Origin of the sequence: Sutcliffiella horikoshii (assembly GCF_002157855.1) — a bacterium.
In the GTDB taxonomy this organism is placed as follows: Bacteria; Bacillota; Bacilli; order Bacillales; family Bacillaceae_I; genus Sutcliffiella_A; species Sutcliffiella_A horikoshii_C.
This window is the reverse complement of sequence record NZ_CP020880.1, coordinates 129,472-148,834: the sequence shown is the minus strand read 5'-3', so window position 1 is coordinate 148,834 and position 19,363 is coordinate 129,472. Positions and strand designations below refer to the sequence as shown.

General features: G+C 41.5%; 33 protein-coding genes. All 33 read right to left on the bottom strand.

Annotated elements, in window-relative coordinates; genetic code table 11:
* Positions 1-86: 86 nt before the first annotated feature.
* Positions 87-449 carry a 50S ribosomal protein L17 gene (gene rplQ, locus B4U37_RS00800; protein ID WP_010191541.1) on the bottom strand — a complete coding sequence of 121 codons (363 nt, stop codon included), beginning with the start codon at positions 447-449 and terminating at the stop codon, positions 87-89.
* 75 nt (positions 450-524) lie between these two features.
* Positions 525-1,469, bottom strand: a complete 945-nt coding sequence (locus B4U37_RS00795) for a DNA-directed RNA polymerase subunit alpha (RefSeq protein WP_010191539.1) — start codon at positions 1,467-1,469, stop codon at positions 525-527.
* A 172-nt stretch (positions 1,470-1,641) separates the two neighbouring features.
* Positions 1,642-2,031, bottom strand: coding sequence for a 30S ribosomal protein S11 (gene rpsK, locus B4U37_RS00790; RefSeq protein WP_010191537.1), 390 nt, complete (start codon positions 2,029-2,031; stop codon positions 1,642-1,644).
* A gap of 29 nt (positions 2,032-2,060) precedes the next feature.
* A complete protein-coding gene (gene rpsM / locus B4U37_RS00785; protein ID WP_010191536.1) occupies positions 2,061-2,426 on the bottom strand; it encodes a 30S ribosomal protein S13 in 366 nt (121 codons plus the stop codon).
* Positions 2,427-2,446: 20 nt separating this feature from the next.
* A complete protein-coding gene (gene rpmJ, locus B4U37_RS00780; protein ID WP_003156543.1) occupies positions 2,447-2,560 on the bottom strand; it encodes a 50S ribosomal protein L36 in 114 nt (37 codons plus the stop codon).
* 41 nt (positions 2,561-2,601) lie between these two features.
* Positions 2,602-2,820, bottom strand: coding sequence for a translation initiation factor IF-1 (infA, locus tag B4U37_RS00775; RefSeq protein ID WP_010191517.1), 219 nt, complete (start codon positions 2,818-2,820; stop codon positions 2,602-2,604).
* Entirely contained in the window at positions 2,820-3,134 is a 315-nt protein-coding gene (locus tag B4U37_RS00770; RefSeq protein WP_010191516.1) for a KOW domain-containing RNA-binding protein, read from the bottom strand. Before B4U37_RS00770 ends, infA begins: the two co-directional genes overlap by 1 nt.
* A 13-nt stretch (positions 3,135-3,147) precedes the next feature.
* Positions 3,148-3,894 carry a type I methionyl aminopeptidase gene (gene map / locus B4U37_RS00765; protein ID WP_010191515.1) on the bottom strand — a complete coding sequence of 249 codons (747 nt, stop codon included), beginning with the start codon at positions 3,892-3,894 and terminating at the stop codon, positions 3,148-3,150.
* Positions 3,894-4,544 carry an adenylate kinase gene (locus B4U37_RS00760; protein WP_010191514.1) on the bottom strand — a complete coding sequence of 217 codons (651 nt, stop codon included), beginning with the start codon at positions 4,542-4,544 and terminating at the stop codon, positions 3,894-3,896. The genes map and B4U37_RS00760 overlap by 1 nt, the downstream gene beginning before the upstream one ends.
* 60 nt (positions 4,545-4,604) lie before the next feature.
* Complete coding sequence (gene secY / locus B4U37_RS00755; RefSeq protein ID WP_088016685.1) at positions 4,605-5,900, bottom strand: preprotein translocase subunit SecY; 1,296 nt, start codon at positions 5,898-5,900, stop codon at positions 4,605-4,607.
* On the bottom strand, positions 5,900-6,340 hold the full coding sequence (gene rplO / locus B4U37_RS00750; protein WP_010191512.1) for a 50S ribosomal protein L15: 441 nt from the start codon (positions 6,338-6,340) through the stop codon (positions 5,900-5,902). The genes secY and rplO overlap by 1 nt, the downstream gene beginning before the upstream one ends.
* A 34-nt stretch (positions 6,341-6,374) precedes the next feature.
* Positions 6,375-6,557, bottom strand: a complete 183-nt coding sequence (rpmD, locus tag B4U37_RS00745; protein WP_010191511.1) for a 50S ribosomal protein L30 — start codon at positions 6,555-6,557, stop codon at positions 6,375-6,377.
* Between the two features lie 13 nt (positions 6,558-6,570).
* Complete coding sequence (gene rpsE, locus B4U37_RS00740) at positions 6,571-7,074, bottom strand: 30S ribosomal protein S5 (protein WP_010191510.1); 504 nt, start codon at positions 7,072-7,074, stop codon at positions 6,571-6,573.
* A 20-nt stretch (positions 7,075-7,094) separates the two neighbouring features.
* Positions 7,095-7,454, bottom strand: a complete 360-nt coding sequence (rplR, locus tag B4U37_RS00735) for a 50S ribosomal protein L18 (RefSeq protein ID WP_010191509.1) — start codon at positions 7,452-7,454, stop codon at positions 7,095-7,097.
* 35 nt (positions 7,455-7,489) lie between these two features.
* Entirely contained in the window at positions 7,490-8,026 is a 537-nt protein-coding gene (gene rplF, locus B4U37_RS00730; RefSeq protein WP_010191508.1) for a 50S ribosomal protein L6, read from the bottom strand.
* A gap of 31 nt (positions 8,027-8,057) precedes the next feature.
* Positions 8,058-8,456: a 30S ribosomal protein S8 gene (rpsH, locus tag B4U37_RS00725; protein ID WP_010191507.1), complete on the bottom strand. Its 399-nt coding sequence runs from the start codon at positions 8,454-8,456 to the stop codon at positions 8,058-8,060.
* 30 nt (positions 8,457-8,486) lie between these two features.
* Complete coding sequence (locus tag B4U37_RS00720) at positions 8,487-8,672, bottom strand: type Z 30S ribosomal protein S14 (protein WP_010191505.1); 186 nt, start codon at positions 8,670-8,672, stop codon at positions 8,487-8,489.
* Positions 8,673-8,702: 30 nt separating this feature from the next.
* Positions 8,703-9,242, bottom strand: coding sequence for a 50S ribosomal protein L5 (gene rplE / locus B4U37_RS00715; RefSeq protein ID WP_088016684.1), 540 nt, complete (start codon positions 9,240-9,242; stop codon positions 8,703-8,705).
* A gap of 26 nt (positions 9,243-9,268) precedes the next feature.
* Positions 9,269-9,580 carry a 50S ribosomal protein L24 gene (gene rplX, locus B4U37_RS00710; RefSeq protein WP_010191502.1) on the bottom strand — a complete coding sequence of 104 codons (312 nt, stop codon included), beginning with the start codon at positions 9,578-9,580 and terminating at the stop codon, positions 9,269-9,271.
* Between the two features lie 37 nt (positions 9,581-9,617).
* Positions 9,618-9,986 carry a 50S ribosomal protein L14 gene (gene rplN / locus B4U37_RS00705; RefSeq protein WP_010191501.1) on the bottom strand — a complete coding sequence of 123 codons (369 nt, stop codon included), beginning with the start codon at positions 9,984-9,986 and terminating at the stop codon, positions 9,618-9,620.
* Between the two features lie 42 nt (positions 9,987-10,028).
* Positions 10,029-10,292 (bottom strand): 30S ribosomal protein S17, encoded by a 264-nt coding sequence (gene rpsQ, locus B4U37_RS00700; protein ID WP_010191500.1) that lies wholly within the window; start codon positions 10,290-10,292, stop codon positions 10,029-10,031.
* A 20-nt stretch (positions 10,293-10,312) separates the two neighbouring features.
* Positions 10,313-10,513 carry a 50S ribosomal protein L29 gene (gene rpmC, locus B4U37_RS00695; protein ID WP_010191499.1) on the bottom strand — a complete coding sequence of 67 codons (201 nt, stop codon included), beginning with the start codon at positions 10,511-10,513 and terminating at the stop codon, positions 10,313-10,315.
* On the bottom strand, positions 10,503-10,937 hold the full coding sequence (rplP, locus tag B4U37_RS00690) for a 50S ribosomal protein L16 (RefSeq protein WP_010191498.1): 435 nt from the start codon (positions 10,935-10,937) through the stop codon (positions 10,503-10,505). The genes rpmC and rplP overlap by 11 nt, the downstream gene beginning before the upstream one ends.
* A gap of 2 nt (positions 10,938-10,939) precedes the next feature.
* A complete protein-coding gene (gene rpsC, locus B4U37_RS00685; RefSeq protein WP_088016683.1) occupies positions 10,940-11,596 on the bottom strand; it encodes a 30S ribosomal protein S3 in 657 nt (218 codons plus the stop codon).
* Between the two features lie 3 nt (positions 11,597-11,599).
* A complete protein-coding gene (gene rplV / locus B4U37_RS00680; RefSeq protein ID WP_010191496.1) occupies positions 11,600-11,941 on the bottom strand; it encodes a 50S ribosomal protein L22 in 342 nt (113 codons plus the stop codon).
* Between the two features lie 19 nt (positions 11,942-11,960).
* The gene (gene rpsS, locus B4U37_RS00675) at positions 11,961-12,239 is read right to left on the bottom strand and encodes a 30S ribosomal protein S19 (protein ID WP_088016682.1); all 279 of its coding nucleotides are present in this window, start codon (positions 12,237-12,239) and stop codon (positions 11,961-11,963) included.
* Between the two features lie 57 nt (positions 12,240-12,296).
* Positions 12,297-13,127 (bottom strand): 50S ribosomal protein L2, encoded by an 831-nt coding sequence (gene rplB / locus B4U37_RS00670; RefSeq protein ID WP_010191493.1) that lies wholly within the window; start codon positions 13,125-13,127, stop codon positions 12,297-12,299.
* A 39-nt stretch (positions 13,128-13,166) separates the two neighbouring features.
* Entirely contained in the window at positions 13,167-13,454 is a 288-nt protein-coding gene (gene rplW / locus B4U37_RS00665; RefSeq protein ID WP_010191491.1) for a 50S ribosomal protein L23, read from the bottom strand.
* Complete coding sequence (rplD, locus tag B4U37_RS00660) at positions 13,454-14,077, bottom strand: 50S ribosomal protein L4 (protein ID WP_088016681.1); 624 nt, start codon at positions 14,075-14,077, stop codon at positions 13,454-13,456. The genes rplW and rplD overlap by 1 nt, the downstream gene beginning before the upstream one ends.
* A gap of 25 nt (positions 14,078-14,102) precedes the next feature.
* Positions 14,103-14,723 carry a 50S ribosomal protein L3 gene (gene rplC / locus B4U37_RS00655; protein ID WP_010191485.1) on the bottom strand — a complete coding sequence of 207 codons (621 nt, stop codon included), beginning with the start codon at positions 14,721-14,723 and terminating at the stop codon, positions 14,103-14,105.
* A 37-nt stretch (positions 14,724-14,760) separates the two neighbouring features.
* Positions 14,761-15,069, bottom strand: coding sequence for a 30S ribosomal protein S10 (gene rpsJ / locus B4U37_RS00650; RefSeq protein ID WP_010191483.1), 309 nt, complete (start codon positions 15,067-15,069; stop codon positions 14,761-14,763).
* An 827-nt stretch (positions 15,070-15,896) separates the two neighbouring features.
* Positions 15,897-17,087, bottom strand: coding sequence for an elongation factor Tu (gene tuf, locus B4U37_RS00645; protein WP_010191482.1), 1,191 nt, complete (start codon positions 17,085-17,087; stop codon positions 15,897-15,899).
* A gap of 111 nt (positions 17,088-17,198) precedes the next feature.
* Complete coding sequence (fusA, locus tag B4U37_RS00640; protein WP_088016680.1) at positions 17,199-19,277, bottom strand: elongation factor G; 2,079 nt, start codon at positions 19,275-19,277, stop codon at positions 17,199-17,201.
* Between the last annotated feature and the right edge of the window lie 86 nt (positions 19,278-19,363).

Genomic DNA, 19,363 nt, shown 5'->3' with positions numbered 1-19,363 from the left:
ACAACTGTCCGCCCTTATTTATGACTGACTATAGCAAGTTAAAAGATTCGTTGCCTCCTCTTCAACCCACTATCATCTAATATATATTATACAAGTTCAATGATAACCATTGGAGCTCCGTCTCCACGACGAGGTCCAAGTTTCATGATACGAGTGTATCCACCTTGACGCTCTTCATAACGTGGAGCGATATCAGCGAATAACTTTTGAACTGCGTCTTGACCAGTTTCTGCGTTCGCTACTTCATGACGAACGTAAGAAGCTGCTTGACGACGAGCATGCAAGTCACCACGCTTACCAAGAGTGATCATTTTTTCTACTAAAGAACGTAATTCTTTCGCACGTGCTTCTGTAGTTTCAATGCGCTCACTGATGATCAAGTCAGTAGTTAAGTCACGTAACATTGCTTTACGCTGTGCGCTAGTACGACCTAATTTTCTGTAACCCATGTTGATGTTCCCTCCTTCTGTAGAAAGTAATGAAACGTTCAAATACATAAAGATGCCTAGTTTTACGAATAAAAACTAGTCATCTTTACGCAGGCCAAGACCAAGCTCTTCTAATTTGTGCTTGACTTCCTCTAAGGACTTACGGCCTAAGTTGCGAACTTTCATCATATCTTCTTCTGTCTTATTTGCAAGTTCTTGAACAGTGTTGATGCCAGCACGCTTCAGGCAGTTGTAAGAACGAACGGATAGATCCAATTCTTCGATAGTCATCTCTAGAACTTTCTCTTTCTGATCTTCTTCTTTTTCTACCATGATTTCCGCGTTTTGCGCTTCATCTGTCAGACCTACAAATATATTTAAGTGTTCAGTTAAAATCTTTGCCCCAAGTGCTACTGCTTCTTGTGGACCGTTACTACCATCTGTCCATACATCTAATGTAAGCTTGTCATAGTTAGAGACTTGGCCTACACGTGTATTTTCAACATAATAAGAAACGCGAGAAACTGGAGTGAAAATAGAATCAATCGGAATTACACCGATCGGTTGATCTTCACGTTTGTTTCCGTCCGCCGTTACATACCCGCGACCGCGTTTAGCAGTGAAACGGATACGCAAGTGAGCGTCCTTCGCCAACGTTGCGATATGAAGGTCAGGGTTAAGAACTTCCACATCGCTGTCATGTGTAATGTCAGCAGCTGTTACAGCTCCTTCTCCTTGAACATCAATCTCTAACGTCTTCTCATCATCTGAATAGATTTTTAATGCTAGCTTCTTAACGTTCAAAATAACTGTTGTAACATCTTCAACGACGCCTTCAATTGTTGAGAACTCATGCAGTACACCATCTATTTGGATAGATGTTACAGCGGCACCAGGAAGTGAGGATAAAAGAATACGACGTAAGGAGTTACCCAAAGTTGTTCCATATCCACGCTCAAGTGGCTCGACGACGAATTTACCATAGTTGGCGTCATCGCTGATTTCAACCGTTTCGATTTTTGGTTTTTCGATTTCTAACATTCATAACCCTCCTTCAAAACGTCGAAACCCCGGAAAGACATAGAATGTCTTACCGAAATTCCCCATAGGTATGTCCCGATTGTGCACAACAACAACATTTAATTATCTCTGTATATTTTTAAACTGTATCATCAGCCATTATTGACATGTATACAAAATCTATACAGACAAATTAAACACGGCGACGTTTTGGTGGACGGCAACCGTTATGAGGTACTGGGGTTACGTCTCTGATAGCAGTTACTTCAAGACCAGCTGCTTGTAAAGCACGGATTGCTGCTTCACGACCAGCTCCAGGGCCTTTAACTGTAACTTCAAGAGTTTTTAAACCGTGCTCCATGCAAGCTTTAGCTGCTGTTTCAGCTGCCATTTGCGCTGCGAATGGAGTAGATTTACGAGAACCTCTGAAGCCAAGAGCACCTGCACTAGACCACCCAATTGCATTTCCGTGAGAGTCAGTAATCGTTACGATTGTGTTATTGAATGTTGAACGGATATGCGCGATACCTTGCTCAATATTCTTTTTCACACGGCGTTTACGTGTATTAGTTTTGCGTGCCATATTTAACTTACCTCCTTACTTACTTAAAATTATTTCTTTTTGTTCGCTACAGTACGACGAGGTCCTTTACGTGTACGAGCATTGTTTTTAGTGTTTTGACCGCGAACCGGTAAACCACGACGGTGACGAAGACCACGGTAGCAACCGATCTCGATTAGACGTTTAATGTTAAGAGATACTTCACGACGAAGGTCACCCTCAACTTTAATTTTATCTACAACATCACGAATTTTTCCTAATTCTTCTTCCGTTAAGTCGCGAACGCGAGTGTCTTCAGAAACACCTGCTTCAGCTAAAACTTTCTCAGCTGTAGAACGACCGATACCGAAAACATATGTTAATGAAATTACAACGCGCTTGTCGCGAGGAACATCAACACCAGCAATACGTGCCATATATGCGCACCTCCCTCAAGTTATCCTTGTTTTTGTTTGTGTTTCGGGTTTTCACAAATAACCATGACTTTGCCTTTTCTACGAATAACTTTACATTTTTCGCAGATTGGCTTAACAGATGGTCTCACTTTCATCTTATATTACCTCCCTGATAGTACGGAGTGCTAAAATAGGTTTATTTAAAACGATACGTAATTCTACCGCGTGTTAAATCGTATGGAGAAAGCTCCACCGTTACTTTATCTCCTGGTAGGATTCGAATAAAGTGCATACGTATTTTCCCAGATACATGGGCCAACACAGTATGACCATTTTCCAATTCTACTTTAAACATAGCATTTGGTAAAGTCTCAATGACCGTACCTTCTACTTCAATTACATCGTCTTTCGCCATTAATTAAGTTCTCCCTTCTTCAAATCAGTAACAAGCTCATTGACAAACTTGGTCACTGCAAAGCGCAGCTTTCCATTTGTCACACGGCCTGTTTCCTTCATACTGTTCTGAACTTCTGGAGACACGTAATCAAAAAATTCAAGATGATGAATGTTCTTTTTCTTTGGGCGGTCAAACTTCCGCTTGTCTCCATCCGCTAGGACGACAAAACGCTCATCAAGAATTTTAATAATTACGGCATACTGTCCGGCATCTCTGCCTTGAGTAATCGAAACAATTTGGCCTACTTGCAAAGTCGAATCAGATTCGATCATGCAATATCACCTCTTAGGCTTTTGTTAAGATCTCGTAGCCTGTTTCTGTAATAGCGACCGTATGTTCAAAATGAGCACACATTTTACCGTCAACAGTAACAACAGTCCAGTCATCTGCTAGCGTTTTTACGTAGCGGGTGCCTGCATTGACCATTGGTTCAATTGCAAGAACCATACCAGGTTTTAACCGTGGACCTTTGTTAGGAGGTCCGTAATGAGGAATTTGTGGGTCTTCATGTAAGTCTTGACCAATTCCATGCCCTACATACTCTCTCACAATTGAAAAATCGTGAGCTTCCGCATACGTTTGAATCGCATGGGAAACATCAGAGAGACGAGCGCCCGGTTTTACTTCCTTGATGCCTTCATACAATGATTGTTCCGTGACTTCAAGTAATCGCTTTGTTTCATCGGATATGTTACCAACAGCATACGTCCAAGCGGAGTCACCGTGGTAGCCATTATACTTAGCACCAATATCTATGCTAATGATATCTCCGTCTTTCAGTACACGATCGCCGGGAATACCATGAACAAGTTCTTCATTGACAGAAGCGCAGATGCTTCCGCGAAAACCATTATACCCCTTAAACGAAGGAATTGCATCATGTTTGCGGATGAATTTCTCAGCAATATCATCCAATTGCTTCGTTGTTACACCAGGTACAATGTGCTTTTTTAATTCTTGGTGTGTTAGAGCGACAATTCTACCTGCTTCTCTCATGATCTCAAGTTCACGAGGAGTTTTACAGATAATCATTACGCCTGACCTCCAAGAAGTTCTTCTATATCAGCGAATACTTTATCGATCGCTTGTTGGCCATTGATATTGCGAAGATAGCCTTTGGACTCGTAGAAGTCTAACAATGGCTTAGATTGTTTAACGTTCACTTCAAGACGGTTACCCACTGTCTCTTCGTTGTCATCAGCACGTTGATAAAGTTCTCCTCCACACTTGTCACAAACGCCATCCTTTGCAGGCGGGTTGAATACCAAGTGGTAAGTAGAACCACAATCTTTACAAATACGACGCCCAGTTAAACGCTCCATAAGAATGCTTTGGTCTACATTGACATTGATGACATAGTCAATTTTACGACCTAGTTCTTCTAGGATTTGCTCAAGAGCATCTGCTTGAGGAACCGTTCTTGGGAAACCATCTAATAGAAAGCCGTCTTTGCAATCTTCTTTTTCTAATCTTTCACGAACGATACCGATCGTCACTTCATCCGGAACAAGCTGACCTTGATCCATGAAAGACTTAGCTTTCATGCCTAGTTCAGTTTCTTCCTTCATAGCAGCACGAAACATATCTCCAGTAGAGATATGAGGGATATTGTACTTTTCGACAATTCGTTCTGCTTGAGTACCTTTACCGGCACCCGGAAGTCCCATTAGAACTAAATTCATCTTTTTGCCCCCTCAGTATCTTGTGAAGCATATTGGGATAAAGTTATCCCAATTACTTCATTACTTGATAAAACCTTTATAATGACGCTTCACTAACTGGCTTTCTAGCTGCTTCATCGTCTCAAGTGCAACACCTACGACGATCAGTAGACTAGTACCGCCAATCTGCACTGCTGCAGGAAGACCGGCAAAGCTCATAAAGATAATAGGTAGGATAGAAATAGCTGCTAAGAATAAAGCACCAACAAATGTTAGTCGGTAGATAATCTTTGTCAAATATTCCTGTGTATTCATACCAGGACGAATTCCTGGAATATATCCGCCTTGTTTCTTTAAGTTTTCTGCCATCTGTTCAGGATTAGACTGAACAAATGTGTAGAAGTAAGTGAAGGCAATTATAAGAGCTACATATACAACCATACCGATTGGATTCGTGTAGTCAAAAGAACTAATAATCCATCTTGTCACAGCATTCTCGTTAAAGAATGAAGCAATTGTCGGTGGTGTAATGATAAAGGATACTGCAAAGATAACCGGAATTACCCCTGCTGCATTAACCTTCAAAGGTAAGTGTGTAGTGTGTCCTCCACCAGTAGGAGCGCGACCTGCCATCTTCTTCGCATACTGAATAGGAATTTTACGTAACGCTTGCTGAATGAAGATTACACCTACAATAACAGCTAAGATTGCAAGTACGATGAGTGCAACAATAACAAGATTCAAGAACAACTGATCACCAGCATCCTGGATCAAAGATGCGTAAATCTGATTTGCGCCGGTTGGGATTGCAGATACGATACCAGCGAAGATAAGAATGGAGATTCCGTTTCCTACGCCATGTGCCGTGATTTGCTCACCAAGCCACATCAAGAATGCAGTTCCTGCTGTTAACACTAATGATATTAGCAGATAAGTAGTGAAAGTCGGATTCATAATCAATTGACCATTGGCCATTGTGTTGAACCCGATTGACATACCAATTGCCTGGATGAAACCAAGTACAATAGTAAAATACCTAGTGAATTGAGCTAGTTTGCGACGTCCAGCTTCTCCTTGTTTAGACCACTCCGTAAACTTCGGAACAACATCCATTTGCAATAATTGCACGATGATGGACGCTGTGATGTATGGCATTACACCCATGGCTAGAATAGAGAAGTTCTGAAGAGCTCCACCACCAAAAGTATTCAGGATACCAAAGACACTAAGTTCATCCTGGAATTTCAAAATGTCAGAGTTTACCCCTGGTACTGGGATAAACGTACCGATACGGAATATTACTAACATTAAAAGGGTGAAGACAATTTTCTTTCTTATATCACCCACGCGCATAAAATTGGAGAATGTCTGGAACATTAGATCACCTCAACTGAACCGCCAGCTGCTTCGATAGCTTCCTTAGCTGCTGAGGAAAATTTATGAGCACGAACTGTAAGCTTTTTCTCGATAGAACCGTTACCCAATACTTTAAGACCAGCGTTTAATTTGCTAACTAAACCTGTTTCAAGAAGTAATTCAGGAGTAACTTCAGTTCCTTCGTCAAAGCGGTTTAAAGTATCAAGGTTGATGATTGCATACTCTTTGCGATTGATGTTCGTGAATCCGCGCTTTGGTAAGCGTTGGAATAGAGGTGTTTGACCACCTTCGAATCCAGGACGAACGCCACCGCCTGAGCGTGCATTTTGACCTTTATGACCTTTACCAGAAGTTTTTCCGTTACCAGAACCAGTTCCGCGACCTACACGGTTGCGCTCTTTACGAGATCCTTCGTTAGGTTTTAACTCATGAAGTTTCATTGTGGCACCTCCTTATTTAAAAAACCTTATCTATTTATTGCTCTTTCACAGTAACAAGGTGAGATACCTTGTTAATCATTCCACGGATAGCTGCGTTATCCTCATGGACAACTGTTTGGTGCATCTTTTTCAAACCAAGAGTTTGAACAGTCGCACGTTGATCTTGTGGACGACCGATTACACTGCGAGTGAGGGTGATTTCCAATTTGTTCGCCATTTTGTTTCCCTCCTTATCCTAACAGTTCTTCTACCGTTTTACCACGCAATTTAGCAACGTCCTCTGCACGTTTCAATTGCTTCAATCCGTTTAGTGTTGCACGGATCATGTTGATTGGTGTGTTAGATCCTAAAGATTTAGAAAGGATGTCTTGAACACCCGCTAACTCAAGTACCGCACGAACTGGTCCTCCAGCGATAACCCCAGTACCTTCAGAAGCAGGTTTCAATAGGATTTCTCCAGAACCGAATTCTCCAAGTACTTGGTGAGGAATTGTTGTACCAACGATAGGTACAGCAACTAAGTTCTTTTTCGCATCTTCAATTGCTTTACGGATTGCTTCAGGTACCTCTTGAGCTTTACCAGTACCAAAACCAACATTACCGTTTTTGTCTCCAACTACTACAAGAGCAGCAAAGCGGAAACGACGTCCACCTTTTACTACTTTCGCAACACGGTTAACCGTAACAACGCGTTCTTCAAGTTCTAATTTGTTTGGGTCAATACTACGACGCATCAGTGTCCCTCCTTTTCCGATTAAAATTCTAGACCAGCCTCACGTGCAGCATCTGCTAATGCTTTCACACGGCCGTGATATAAGTATCCACCGCGGTCGAATACTACTGATTTGATTCCTTTTTCAATTGCGCGCTTTGCAACAAGTTCTCCAACTGCTTTCGCGGACTCAACGTTGCTACCGTTTGCTGTTACATCTTTATCAAGTGTAGAAGCACTTGCGATTGTTACAGCGTTAGCATCGTCAATCACTTGAGCGTAGATGTGTTGGTTTGAACGGAACACATTTAAACGTGGACGAGTTGCAGTTCCTGATAACTTAGCACGAACACGAGTGTGTCTTTTTTTACGAGTAGAATTCTTATCAGGTTTTGTAATCATCGTGCAGTCACTCCTTTCTATCTGCTTATGCCGTATTACTTAGCAGTTTTACCTTCTTTACGACGTACTTGTTCACCTTCATAACGAATACCTTTACCTTTGTAAGGCTCTGGTGGGCGAACGTCACGAATGTTAGCTGCTAAAGCACCTACGCGCTCTTTATCAATACCTTTAATAACGATCTTTGTGTTTGCCGGTACTTCCACTTCAATCCCCTGTTCAGGAGTGATTTCAACTGGATGAGAGTAACCAACGTTAAGAACTAGTTTGTTACCTTGCTTAGATGCACGGTAACCTACCCCGATTAGTTCCAATCCTCTTTCGAAACCAGCTGTTACACCTTGAACCATGTTGTTTAAAAGTGCACGAGTTGTTCCGTGGATTGTACGGTGTTCTTTGCTATCAGAAGGACGTACTACTGTTAATACGTTCTCTTCCACTGTAATAGCCATTTCTTGGCTGAATGTACGAGTTAATTCACCTTTAGGACCTTTTACGGTAACTGTGTTGTTGTCGTTTGTGATTGTAACCCCAGTTGGGATTTCAATAGGTTTTTTACCTACACGTGACATAGTTACACCTCCGTTCATTTAAAGAAATATATTACCAAACGTACGCTAATACTTCTCCACCAGCTTGTTTTTGACGAGCTTCTTTATCAGTGATAACACCTTGAGAAGTAGAGATGATCGCAATACCTAAACCGTTTAATACACGAGGTACTTCATTTGCTTTTGCATAAACACGAAGACCAGGCTTACTGATACGCTTAAGACCAGTAATTACACGCTCGTTGTTAGCACCGTATTTTAGGAAAATACGAATGATACCTTGTTTGTTGTCTTCGATAAATTCTACGTCACGTACGAAACCTTCACGCTTTAAGATTTCAGCAACTTCTTTTTTGATTTTAGAAGCAGGAAGTTCTAGCTTCTCGTGACGTACCATGTTCGCATTGCGGATGCGAGTAAGCATATCTGCAATAGGATCTGTCATAACCATTTAATTTACCTCCTTCCCAATTATCGGGTTTTACCAACTTGCTTTTTTAACGCCAGGAATTTGGCCTTTATAAGCTAATTCACGGAAACAAATACGGCAAAGCTTAAATTTACGGATTACAGAGTGGGGACGTCCACAACGTTCGCAACGAGTATAAGCTTGCACATTATGTTTAGGTGTGCGTTTTTGTTTCGCAATCATTGATTTTTTAGCCACATTTTCGCCTCCCTCTACCACACGCTGGTATTATTTTTGGAATGGCATTCCGAATGATGTTAAAAGCTCACGAGCTTCTTCATCAGTGTTAGCAGTAGTAACGATAACGATATCCATACCACGAACCTTGCTAACTTTATCGTAATCAATTTCAGGGAAGATAAGTTGCTCTTTCACTCCAAGAGTGTAGTTTCCACGACCATCGAAAGACTTCTTGGAGATTCCACGGAAGTCACGTACACGTGGTAGGGAAACAGATACTAACTTATCTAGGAATTCGTACATACGCTCGCCGCGTAATGTAACTTTCGCACCGATAGGCATTCCTTCACGAAGACGGAAACCAGCGATAGATTTCTTTGCTTTTGTAACCATAGGTTTTTGACCAGTAATTGAAGCTAATTCTTCAACAGCTGTGTCTAATGCCTTAGAGTTTGATACTGCATCACCAACACCCATGTTGATAACGATTTTCTCAAGCTTTGGAGCTTGCATCACGGATTTATAGTTAAACTTGCCCATTAGAGCAGGAATAATTTCGCTTTGATACTTTTCTTTTAGGCGGTTCATCAAAAGTACCTCCTTTCTTCAACGTTCTATTTATCTAATTGTTCACCTGATTTTGTTGCAACACGTACTTTTTTACCGTCTACTACCTTGTATCCTACACGAGTCGGTTCACCGGACTTAGGATCTAAAGGCATAACGTTTGATACATGAATAGGTGCCTCACGGTTGATGATTCCACCTTGAGGATTTTCTTGTGATGGTTTAGCGTGCTTTTTGATCACGTTGATTCCTTCTACAAGAACACGGTCTTTCTTAGGATAAGATTCAAGAATTACTCCTTGTTTACCTTTATCCTTACCAGAGATAACTACAACTTTATCACCTTTTTTGACATGCATCCTTTCGCACCTCCTTGACAAACATCTTTTCGATTTATTACAGAACTTCTGGAGCTAAAGATACAATCTTCATGTAGTTGTTATCACGTAGTTCACGTGCAACTGGTCCGAAGATACGAGTTCCACGAGGGCTCTTATCATCCTTGATGATTACGCATGCGTTCTCATCGAAACGGATGTATGAACCGTCATTACGACGAACTCCGCGCTTTGTACGTACAACAACAGCCTTCACTACGTCACCTTTTTTAACAACGCCTCCTGGTGTTGCTTGTTTCACTGTACAAACGATTACATCACCAATGTTAGCGTAGCGACGACCAGATCCACCTAGTACTTTAATAGCAAGCACTTCACGAGCACCTGAGTTATCAGCAACTTTCAAACGAGATTCTTGTTGAATCATGCATGGTACCTCCCTTCGGAATTAGATATCCGAACTTATATATTAGATAATTACAGCTTTCTCTACAACCTCTAGCAAACGGAAACGCTTCGTAGAAGATAATGGACGAGTCTCCATGATTTTTACGATGTCGCCAGTTTTAGCCATGCTATTCTCATCATGCGCTTTGTACTTTTTAGAGTACTTAACACGTTTGCCGTAGAGTGCGTGAGTTTTATAAGTTTCTACAAGGACTGTGATTGTTTTGTCCATTTTATCAGACACAACACGACCAGTGTAAACTTTACGTTGGTTACGTTCACTCATTTTCGCGAACCTCCTCTTGATTATTTGTTAGAAGCGATCTCTCTCTCGCGAACTACTGTTTTCATACGAGCGATTGACTTACGTACTTCGCGAATACGAGCAGTGTTTTCTAATTGACCAGTCGCTAATTGAAAGCGTAGGTTAAATAACTCTTCTTTTAAAGATTTCACTTTTTGTTCAATCTCGGCAGTGGTTAAGTCGCGTAGTTCATTAGCTTTCATTAGATTCACCACCAATTTCTTCACGTTTTACGAACTTACATTTAACTGGCAACTTGTGCATAGCTAAACGTAATGCTTCACGAGCTACTTCTTCAGATACACCTGAAATTTCAAACATAACCTTTCCAGGTTTAACAACTGCTACCCATCCTTCTGGAGCACCTTTACCGGAACCCATTCGGACCTCTAGAGGTTTTGCAGTGTATGGTTTTGAAGGGAAAATTTTAATCCAAACTTTACCGCCACGTTTCATGTAACGAGTCATCGCACGACGCGCAGCTTCGATTTGACGGTTTGTGATCCAAGAAGCTTCAAGAGATTGTAATCCGAACTCTCCGAAATGTACTTCTGTACCGCCTTTCGCTTTACCACGCATTTTTCCACGATGTTCGCGGCGATATTTTACGCGTTTTGGTAATAACATAATTATTTTCCTCCTTCCTCAGTTTTCTTCTTCGTAGGAAGGACCTCTCCACGGTAGATCCATACTTTCACACCTAATTTACCGTAAGTTGTATCAGCTTCTGCTGTACCATAGTCAATATCAGCGCGAAGAGTATGAAGTGGAACTGTACCCTCACTATAATGTTCAGAACGAGCGATATCTGCTCCGCCTAAGCGACCAGAAACCATCGTTTTAATACCTTTCGCACCAGCGCGCATTGCACGTTGAAGTGATTGCTTTTGAGCACGACGGAAAGATACACGGTTTTCTAATTGACGAGCGATGTTTTCAGCTACTAATTTAGCATCCAAATCTGCTCTCTTAATTTCTAGGATGTTGATGTGTACACGTTTACCAGTTAATTGGTTAAGTGCTTTACGTAACGCTTCAACTTCCGTACCACCTTTACCAATAACCATACCTGGTTTAGCAGTGTGAACAGTAACGTTCAAACGGTTTGCTGCACGTTCGATTTCTACTTTAGAAACAGATGCGTCATTTAGACGTTTTGCGATGTATTCGCGAACTTTGATGTCTTCATGTAGCAGGTTAGCATAATCTTTGCCTGCGTACCATTTGGACTCCCAGTCACGAATGACTCCTACACGAAGACCGATCGGATTTACCTTTTGACCCACTGGTTATCCCTCCTTCTTTTCTGATACCACGATTGTAATGTGGCTAGTACGTTTGTTAATTTGACTCGCACGACCCATTGCACGAGGGCGGAAACGTTTCAAAGTTGGACCTTCGTTAACGTATGCCTCAGTTACAACAAGTGAGTTTGCGTCCATTTCAAAATTGTGCTCTGCATTTGCAATAGCGGACTTTAGAACCTTTTCGATTACTGGTGAAGCTGCCTTTGGAGTTAATGCCAAAATAGCTACCGCTTCGCCTACTTGCTTGCCTCGAATTAAATCCATAACTAGACGAGCTTTACGAGGAGCAATACGAACTGTTCTTGCAACAGCTTTAGCTTGCATGTAAAAGCCTCCTCTCTAATTAGCGTTTTGTTTTCTTATCATCATTTCCGTGACCTTTGTAAGCACGAGATGGAGCGAATTCTCCAAGCTTGTGACCTACCATGTCTTCTGTCACATATACAGGTACGTGTTTACGGCCATCATATACAGCGATTGTATGTCCGATAAATTGTGGGAAAATAGTAGAACGACGAGACCAAGTTTTAACAACTTGCTTACCATCAGTTTCATTTAACTTTTCAATCTTGTTCATTAAATGATCATCTACAAAAGGCCCTTTTTTCAAGCTGCGACCCATGTGGAAACCTCCCTTCGTGATTGCTCTACGGCTCCGTTGAACCGTAGTACAACCCCGTTATTTTTTACGACGACGAACGATAAATTTGTCAGACTTGTTCTTTTTCTTACGAGTTTTGAATCCAAGAGTCGGTTTGCCCCAAGGAGTCATAGGTGACTTACGTCCGATTGGAGAACGTCCTTCACCACCACCGTGTGGGTGATCGTTAGGGTTCATTACAGAACCACGTACAGTTGGGCGAATACCCATCCAACGAGAACGTCCTGCTTTACCAATGTTGATAAGTTCGTGTTGTTCGTTACCAACTTGACCTACAGTAGCGCGGCAAGTGGAAAGAATCATACGAGTTTCACCAGAAGTTAAACGTACAAGTACGTATTTACCTTCTTTACCAAGTACTTGAGCAGAAGTTCCTGCAGAGCGAACTAATTGTCCACCTTTACCTGGTTTTAACTCGATGTTGTGGATTACAGTACCAACTGGGATGTTGATTAGTGGTAATGCATTTCCTACTTTGATGTCTGCTTCAGGACCAGCCATTATAGTCATTCCTACTTCTAAGTTCTTAGGAGCAAGGATGTAACGCTTTTCCCCATCTGCATAGTTGATTAACGCGATATTAGCGGAACGGTTAGGATCGTACTCGATTGTAGCAACGCGTCCTGGTATACCATCTTTATCACGTTTAAAGTCGATGACGCGGTATTGACGTTTGTGTCCACCACCTTGGTGACGTACAGTCAATTTACCTTGGTTATTACGACCACCTTTTCTGTGTAACGGTGCAAGCAAGCTTTTTTCTGGTTTGTCTGTAGTGATCTCAGCAAAATCAGAAACTGTCATGCCACGACGTCCATTAGAGGTTGGTTTGTATTTTTTAATCGCCATCATGTTCCCTCCTTTTCGATGATGTTTTTATTTTTTGTATTAAACCTCGAAGAATTCGATTTCTTTGCTATCAGCTTTTAAAGTTACGATAGCTTTTCTACGACGGTTAGTTAATCCGCTATGACGACCTACACGACGGAATTTACCTTTGTAGTTCATGATGTTTACTTTTTCAACGTCTACGCCAAAGATCGCTTCAACAGCATCTTTAACTTCAGTTTTATTAGCTCTAACATCTACTTCAAAAGTGTATTTCTTTTCAGTCATTAAATCTGTAGAACGCTCAGTAATCACGGGGCGCTTAAGAACATCACGATGATCTCTCATTATGCAAGCACCTCCTCTAATTTTTGAACAGCGTCTTTCGTAAAGATTACTTTATCGTGGTTTACAACGTCTAATACGTTCACACCAGTTACTGTAACAACTGTTACTCCAGGGATGTTACGAGCAGATAAAGCAACGTTTTCGTCAGCGTCAGCTGTTACGATCAACGCTTTACGATTGATTTCTAAACCTTTTAATACAGAAGTCATTTCTTTTGTTTTTGGTGCATCAAAAGCTAATCCTTCTAATACTAATAGTTCGTTTTCTAATACCTTAGATGATAATGCAGATTTGATAGCTAAGCGACGAACTTTCTTAGGAAGTTTGTAGCTGTAGCTTCTTGGTGTAGGACCGAATACGATACCACCACCACGCCATTGTGGAGAGCGGATAGACCCTTGACGAGCACGACCAGTACCCTTTTGACGCCATGGTTTGCGTCCACCACCTGCTACTTCAGAACGTCCTTTTACTTTTGCAGTACCTTGACGTTGAGATGCTCTTTGCATAACGATCGCATCGAACAATACGCTGTTATTTGGCTCAATACCGAATACAGCATCTGCTAATTCAACTTCACCAACGTTAGCGCCAGCTTGGTTGTATAATGCTACTTTAGGCATTTGTAGTTCCTCCTTTCCTAAACAATTAGTTTGCTTTTATAGCACTTTTAATTGTGATTAAAGATTTTTTTGGACCAGGTACGTTACCTTTAACAAGTAATAGGTTACGTTCTGCGTCTACTTTCACGATCTCAAGGTTCTGGATAGTAATGCGCTCTCCACCCATACGTCCAGGTAATAGTTTACCTTTGAATACACGGTTTGGAGCAACAGGTCCCATAGAACCAGGACGACGGTGATAACGGGAACCGTGAGTCATTGGGCCGCGAGATTGGTTGTGGCGCTTAATTGAGCCTTGGAAACCTTTACCCTTTGAAATTCCTGTTACATCTACTACATCGCCTTCTGCGAAAATATCAACTTTGACTTCTTGACCAACTTCTAAGTTAGCTCCACTGATTTCACGAATGAAGCGCTTAGGTGCTGTGTTCGCTTTAGCAACGTGTCCTTTTAAAGGCTTGTTCGCTAATTTATCGCGTTTGTCAGCAAAACCAATCTGAATCGCTTCGTATCCGTCTGTTTCAACAGTTTTAACTTGAAGTACAACGTTTGGTGTAGCTTCAATTACTGTTACAGGGATAAGATCGCCGTTTTCAGCAAAAACTTGAGTCATACCAACTTTTCTTCCTAAGATTCCTTTGGTCATCAGTCACACCTCCTAGATTAATTAAGTAATTTATTGATTAAAGCTTGATTTCGATATCTACACCAGATGGTAGGTCTAAACGCATTAAGCTGTCAACCGTTTGTGGTGTTGGATTAATGATGTCGATTAAGCGCTTATGAGTGCGCATTTCGAATTGCTCACGAGAATCTTTATATTTGTGTACCGCACGTAAGATTGTGTATACAGATCTTTCCGTTGGTAACGGAATAGGACCAGAAACAGTTGCACCTGAACGTTTTGCAGTTTCAACGATCTTCTCAGAAGATTGATCTAGAATTCTGTGATCATAAGCTTTTAAACGAATGCGAATCTTTTCTTTTGCCATTATTTTTCCCTCCTTTTTTCGCCTATATTATTGATAGACATTCTCCGTGAAAATTAACCTGTCACACTCGCCATGGCAAAGCGGCCGGGTGTGCCAGCAACCTTTCACATCATCGCAGTCAAAGACCAACATTACCTATTATACATGGTGTTAATAGACAATGCAACTATATTTCAAAAATATCTCTGAGCACTTTTCATATTATAACGAGAAGTTAGGGTTATTGCAACCGGTGGGCAGGAGATTTATTTGTTTCAGTTTTTTCCAGTGGAAATTGGGTGTTATTTATATAGAAGAAAGAGGTTATTTTGTTGATTGGTATTATTGATTTATTAGGATTGTGATCAGTGATTGAACTGATGGATTACTGGTAGGAGTGGTATGTGATTTGTACTTTTTTGTTGGGTATTGCGGGCTGCTCATAACAGAATTTGACCGAACCAAAAAATAAAATGACCGAACGGGTAAAATGGTTTTCTGAAGAGACTTACAGAGTGTCCGAACCTCCCGTTTAGATTAGTTGTTTTTGTCCGAAGGCAAGCTGAAAGTGACCGAACTATTTTTCAAACACATATATTGAAGCATTTCTATATAAAACTAGCTATTTCTGGCGTTTAATAATTCTATTGTCTACTTCTGCGGATTTTCCATTCGTCACAATACACTTCAGAGAATAGAGTGAAAGTGAAATCAGGATTCCAAGCAACTCCTCACCCTCCAGCGCTGACCCAAAACCCAAAATCAAAATTCCAAAATCAAAAATCAAAAAACCGGCACCCCTCAATCGGGATGCCGGTCTATTAAAAGATCTAAGATAGATCCAAAGATTACTCTTGGATAGTCGCTACTACGCCAGCGCCTACAGTACGTCCACCTTCACGAATAGAGAACTTAGTTCCTTCTTCGATAGCGATTGGAGAGATAAGTTCAACAGTCATCTCAACGTTGTCGCCAGGCATAACCATTTCGATGCCTTCAGGTAGGTTACAAATACCAGTTACGTCAGTTGTACGGAAGTAGAACTGAGGACGGTAGTTTGTGAAGAATGGAGTGTGACGTCCACCCTCTTCTTTAGATAGTACATAAACTTCAGCTTTGAACTTTGTGTGTGGAGTGATTGTACCAGGCTTAGCTAATACTTGTCCACGTTGGATGTCGTCACGAGCAACCCCACGAAGAAGTGCACCGATGTTGTCTCCAGCTTCAGCATAGTCAAGAAGCTTACGGAACATTTCTACTCCAGTTACAGTAGTAGATTTAGGCTCTTCAGTTAAACCGATGATTTCAATAGTGTCACCAACTTTAACTTGTCCACGCTCAACACGTCCAGTAGCAACTGTTCCACGACCAGTGATAGAGAATACGTCCTCAACTGGCATCATGAATGGCTTTTCAGTGTCACGAGCTGGTGTTGGGATGTAGTCATCAACTGCAGCCATAAGCTCAACGATTCTTTCTTCCCACTCAGCGTCTCCTTCAAGAGCTTTAAGAGCAGAACCTTTGATTACAGGAACATCGTCTCCAGGGAAATCGTACTCAGAAAGAAGGTCACGAACTTCCATTTCAACTAATTCTAATAATTCTTCGTCGTCTACCATGTCGCATTTGTTTAAGAATACTACTAGGTAAGGTACACCTACTTGACGAGAAAGAAGGATGTGCTCACGAGTTTGTGGCATTGGGCCGTCAGCAGCAGATACTACTAGGATTCCGCCGTCCATTTGAGCAGCTCCAGTGATCATGTTTTTAACATAGTCAGCATGTCCTGGGCAGTCAACGTGTGCATAGTGACGGTTGTCAGTTTCGTACTCAACGTGAGCTGTAGAAATTGTGATTCCACGCTCTCTTTCTTCTGGAGCAGCATCGATCATGTCGTATGCCATTGCAGCACCTTTACCGCTCTTCTTAGCAAGAACAGTTGTGATTGCAGCTGTTAAAGTTGTTTTACCGTGGTCAACGTGACCGATTGTACCGATATTAGCATGAGTCTTGGATCTATCGAATTTCTCTTTACCCATTGTTATATCCTCCTTGGAATTTCATTAGTTTTTATTTTATATGTTATTAATAAGTGATTTCCACTTATTAACCTACATACTATTTATAAAACAAGATTAGGTGAAAATCAATTATTCACCTTTATTTTTTTTGATGATTTCTTCAGAAATTGACTTTGGTACTTCTTCATAGTGATCGAAATGCATTGTGAACACTCCGCGTCCTTGTGTGTTAGAACGTAGGGATGTTGCATAACCAAACATTTCAGATAGTGGAACCATAGCGCGAACAACTTGAGCGTTACCGCGAGCTTCCATACCTTCTACACGACCACGACGGGAAGTGATACCACCCATGATGTCTCCCATGTACTCTTCAGGTGTCACTACTTCAACTTTCATGACAGGCTCAAGGATTACAGGGTTACATTTGGATACTGCATTTTTAAGAGCTAAAGATGCAGCTACTTTAAACGCCATCTCAGAGGAGTCAACGTCATGGTAAGAACCGTCAACCAATGCAGCTTTAACATCGATTAGAGGGTAACCAGCAAGTACACCGTTTTTCATGGAATCTTCCAAACCAGCTTGAACAGCAGGTACGTATTCACGAGGTACTACCCCACCTACGATTTTGTTTTCAAATTCAAAGCCTGCTCCTTCTTCGTTTGGTTCGAATTCGATCCAAACGTGTCCGAATTGACCACGTCCACCAGATTGACGAGCAAATTTACCTTCAACCTTAGCAGATCCGCGGAACGTTTCACGGTAAGCAACCTGAGGTGCACCAACGTTTGCTTCTACTTTGAATTCACGCTTCATACGATCAACTAGGATGTCAAGGTGAAGCTCACCCATACCTGCGATGATTGTTTGACCAGTTTCCTGATCTGTATGTGCACGGAAAGTAGGATCTTCTTCTTGTAGCTTTTGAAGAGCAGTTGTCATTTTATCTTGGTCAGCCTTAGATTTAGGCTCAACAGATAATTGGATAACCGGCTCTGGGAATTCCATGGACTCCAAGATAACTTGGTTTTTGTCGTCACATAGAGTGTCACCAGTAGTTGTGTCTTTAAGACCAACTGCAGCAGCGATATCTCCAGAATATACAACAGGAATCTCTTCACGGCTGTTTGCGTGCATTTGCAGAATACGTCCTACACGCTCACGCTTACCTTTTGTAGAGTTGATAACGTAAGAACCGGAGTTTAATGTACCAGAGTACACACGGAAGAACGTTAATTTTCCTACATAAGGGTCAGTCATAACTTTGAACGCTAGAGCAGCGAATGGGTTTTCGTCGCCAGGTTCACGAGTTACTTCCTCTTCAGTGTCAGGAATAGTACCTTTAATTGCAGGTACGTCTGTTGGCGCTGGAAGATAATCGATAACAGCGTCAAGCATTAACTGAACACCTTTGTTTTTGAAAGCAGAACCACAGATTACAGGGTAGAAGTTAACGTCACAAGTACCTTTACGGATAGTAGCTTTCAACTCTTCAGTAGTAAGCTCTTCTCCTTCTAGGTATTTCATCATTAATTCTTCATCTAATTCTGCTACTGCTTCCACTAAGCGTTGACGATATTCGTCAGCTTTGTCTTTGTACTCAGCTGGAATTTCTTTCGCTTCAGAACGAGTACCTAGGTCGTCCTCGTAGAAGTAAGCTTGCATTTCTACTAGGTCGATGATACCTTCAAACTCATCTTCAGCTCCGATAGGAAGTTGAATTGGATGAGCATTAGCTTGAAGGCGGTCATGGATAGTTCCTACAGAGTATAAGAAATCTGCACCGATCTTGTCCATTTTGTTAACGAACACGATACGTGGAACACCATAAGTTGTAGCTTGGCGCCAAACTGTTTCAGTTTGAGGCTCAACTCCAGATTGTGCATCAAGAACAGCTACCGCACCATCAAGTACACGTAGGGAACGTTCTACTTCAACAGTGAAGTCTACGTGACCAGGTGTATCGATAATGTTTACGCGATGGCCTTTCCATTGAGCTGTTGTCGCAGCAGATGTGATCGTGATTCCACGCTCTTGCTCCTGCTCCATCCAGTCCATTTGAGAAGCACCTTCGTGAGTTTCACCAATTTTGTGAATACGTCCTGTGTAGAACAAAACACGCTCAGTTGTCGTTGTTTTACCAGCATCGATGTGAGCCATGATACCGATATTACGTGTTTTATCTAAGGAGAACTCTCTTGCCATAGTGTATTTCTCCTTCCTAAGTAACTAGATTTAATTTATACCTAAAGCTGTTAAGTACTTGTCTTAACAGCTCCAGATAGTATGTG

Excerpts from the sequence above, each read along its gene's own strand:
- rplQ (WP_010191541.1), bottom strand. The coding sequence starts at position 449 with ATGGGTTACAGAAAATTAGGTCGTACTAGCGCACAGCGTAAAGCAATG.
- B4U37_RS00795 (WP_010191539.1), bottom strand. The coding sequence starts at position 1,469 with ATGTTAGAAATCGAAAAACCAAAAATCGAAACGGTTGAAATCAGCGAT.
- rpsK (WP_010191537.1), bottom strand. The coding sequence starts at position 2,031 with ATGGCACGCAAAACTAATACACGTAAACGCCGTGTGAAAAAGAATATT.
- rpsM (WP_010191536.1), bottom strand. The coding sequence starts at position 2,426 with ATGGCACGTATTGCTGGTGTTGATGTTCCTCGCGACAAGCGCGTTGTA.
- rpmJ (WP_003156543.1), bottom strand. The coding sequence starts at position 2,560 with ATGAAAGTGAGACCATCTGTTAAGCCAATCTGCGAAAAATGTAAAGTT.
- infA (WP_010191517.1), bottom strand. The coding sequence starts at position 2,820 with ATGGCGAAAGACGATGTAATTGAAGTAGAAGGTACGGTCATTGAGACT.
- B4U37_RS00770 (WP_010191516.1), bottom strand. The coding sequence starts at position 3,134 with ATGATCGAATCTGATTCGACTTTGCAAGTAGGCCAAATTGTTTCGATT.
- map (WP_010191515.1), bottom strand. The coding sequence starts at position 3,894 with ATGATTATCTGTAAAACTCCTCGTGAACTTGAGATCATGAGAGAAGCA.
- B4U37_RS00760 (WP_010191514.1), bottom strand. The coding sequence starts at position 4,544 with ATGAATTTAGTTCTAATGGGACTTCCGGGTGCCGGTAAAGGTACTCAA.
- secY (WP_088016685.1), bottom strand. The coding sequence starts at position 5,900 with ATGTTCCAGACATTCTCCAATTTTATGCGCGTGGGTGATATAAGAAAG.
- rplO (WP_010191512.1), bottom strand. The coding sequence starts at position 6,340 with ATGAAACTTCATGAGTTAAAACCTAACGAAGGATCTCGTAAAGAGCGC.
- rpmD (WP_010191511.1), bottom strand. The coding sequence starts at position 6,557 with ATGGCGAACAAATTGGAAATCACCCTCACTCGCAGTGTAATCGGTCGT.
- rpsE (WP_010191510.1), bottom strand. The coding sequence starts at position 7,074 with ATGCGTCGTAGTATTGACCCAAACAAATTAGAACTTGAAGAACGCGTT.
- rplR (WP_010191509.1), bottom strand. The coding sequence starts at position 7,454 with ATGATTACAAAACCTGATAAGAATTCTACTCGTAAAAAAAGACACACT.
- rplF (WP_010191508.1), bottom strand. The coding sequence starts at position 8,026 with ATGTCACGTGTAGGTAAAAAACCTATTGAAATCCCAACTGGGGTTACA.
- rpsH (WP_010191507.1), bottom strand. The coding sequence starts at position 8,456 with ATGGTTATGACAGATCCTATTGCAGATATGCTTACTCGCATCCGCAAT.
- rplE (WP_088016684.1), bottom strand. The coding sequence starts at position 9,242 with ATGAACCGCCTAAAAGAAAAGTATCAAAGCGAAATTATTCCTGCTCTA.
- rplX (WP_010191502.1), bottom strand. The coding sequence starts at position 9,580 with ATGCATGTCAAAAAAGGTGATAAAGTTGTAGTTATCTCTGGTAAGGAT.
- rplN (WP_010191501.1), bottom strand. The coding sequence starts at position 9,986 with ATGATTCAACAAGAATCTCGTTTGAAAGTTGCTGATAACTCAGGTGCT.
- rpsQ (WP_010191500.1), bottom strand. The coding sequence starts at position 10,292 with ATGAGTGAACGTAACCAACGTAAAGTTTACACTGGTCGTGTTGTGTCT.
- rpmC (WP_010191499.1), bottom strand. The coding sequence starts at position 10,513 with ATGAAAGCTAATGAACTACGCGACTTAACCACTGCCGAGATTGAACAA.
- rplP (WP_010191498.1), bottom strand. The coding sequence starts at position 10,937 with ATGTTATTACCAAAACGCGTAAAATATCGCCGCGAACATCGTGGAAAA.
- rplV (WP_010191496.1), bottom strand. The coding sequence starts at position 11,941 with ATGCAAGCTAAAGCTGTTGCAAGAACAGTTCGTATTGCTCCTCGTAAA.
- rpsS (WP_088016682.1), bottom strand. The coding sequence starts at position 12,239 with ATGGGTCGCAGCTTGAAAAAAGGGCCTTTTGTAGATGATCATTTAATG.
- rplB (WP_010191493.1), bottom strand. The coding sequence starts at position 13,127 with ATGGCGATTAAAAAATACAAACCAACCTCTAATGGACGTCGTGGCATG.
- rplW (WP_010191491.1), bottom strand. The coding sequence starts at position 13,454 with ATGAGAGATCATCGTGATGTTCTTAAGCGCCCCGTGATTACTGAGCGT.
- rplD (WP_088016681.1), bottom strand. The coding sequence starts at position 14,077 with ATGCCTAAAGTAGCATTATACAACCAAGCTGGCGCTAACGTTGGTGAA.
- rplC (WP_010191485.1), bottom strand. The coding sequence starts at position 14,723 with ATGACCAAAGGAATCTTAGGAAGAAAAGTTGGTATGACTCAAGTTTTT.
- rpsJ (WP_010191483.1), bottom strand. The coding sequence starts at position 15,069 with ATGGCAAAAGAAAAGATTCGCATTCGTTTAAAAGCTTATGATCACAGA.
- tuf (WP_010191482.1), bottom strand. The coding sequence starts at position 17,087 with ATGGGTAAAGAGAAATTCGATAGATCCAAGACTCATGCTAATATCGGT.
- fusA (WP_088016680.1), bottom strand. The coding sequence starts at position 19,277 with ATGGCAAGAGAGTTCTCCTTAGATAAAACACGTAATATCGGTATCATG.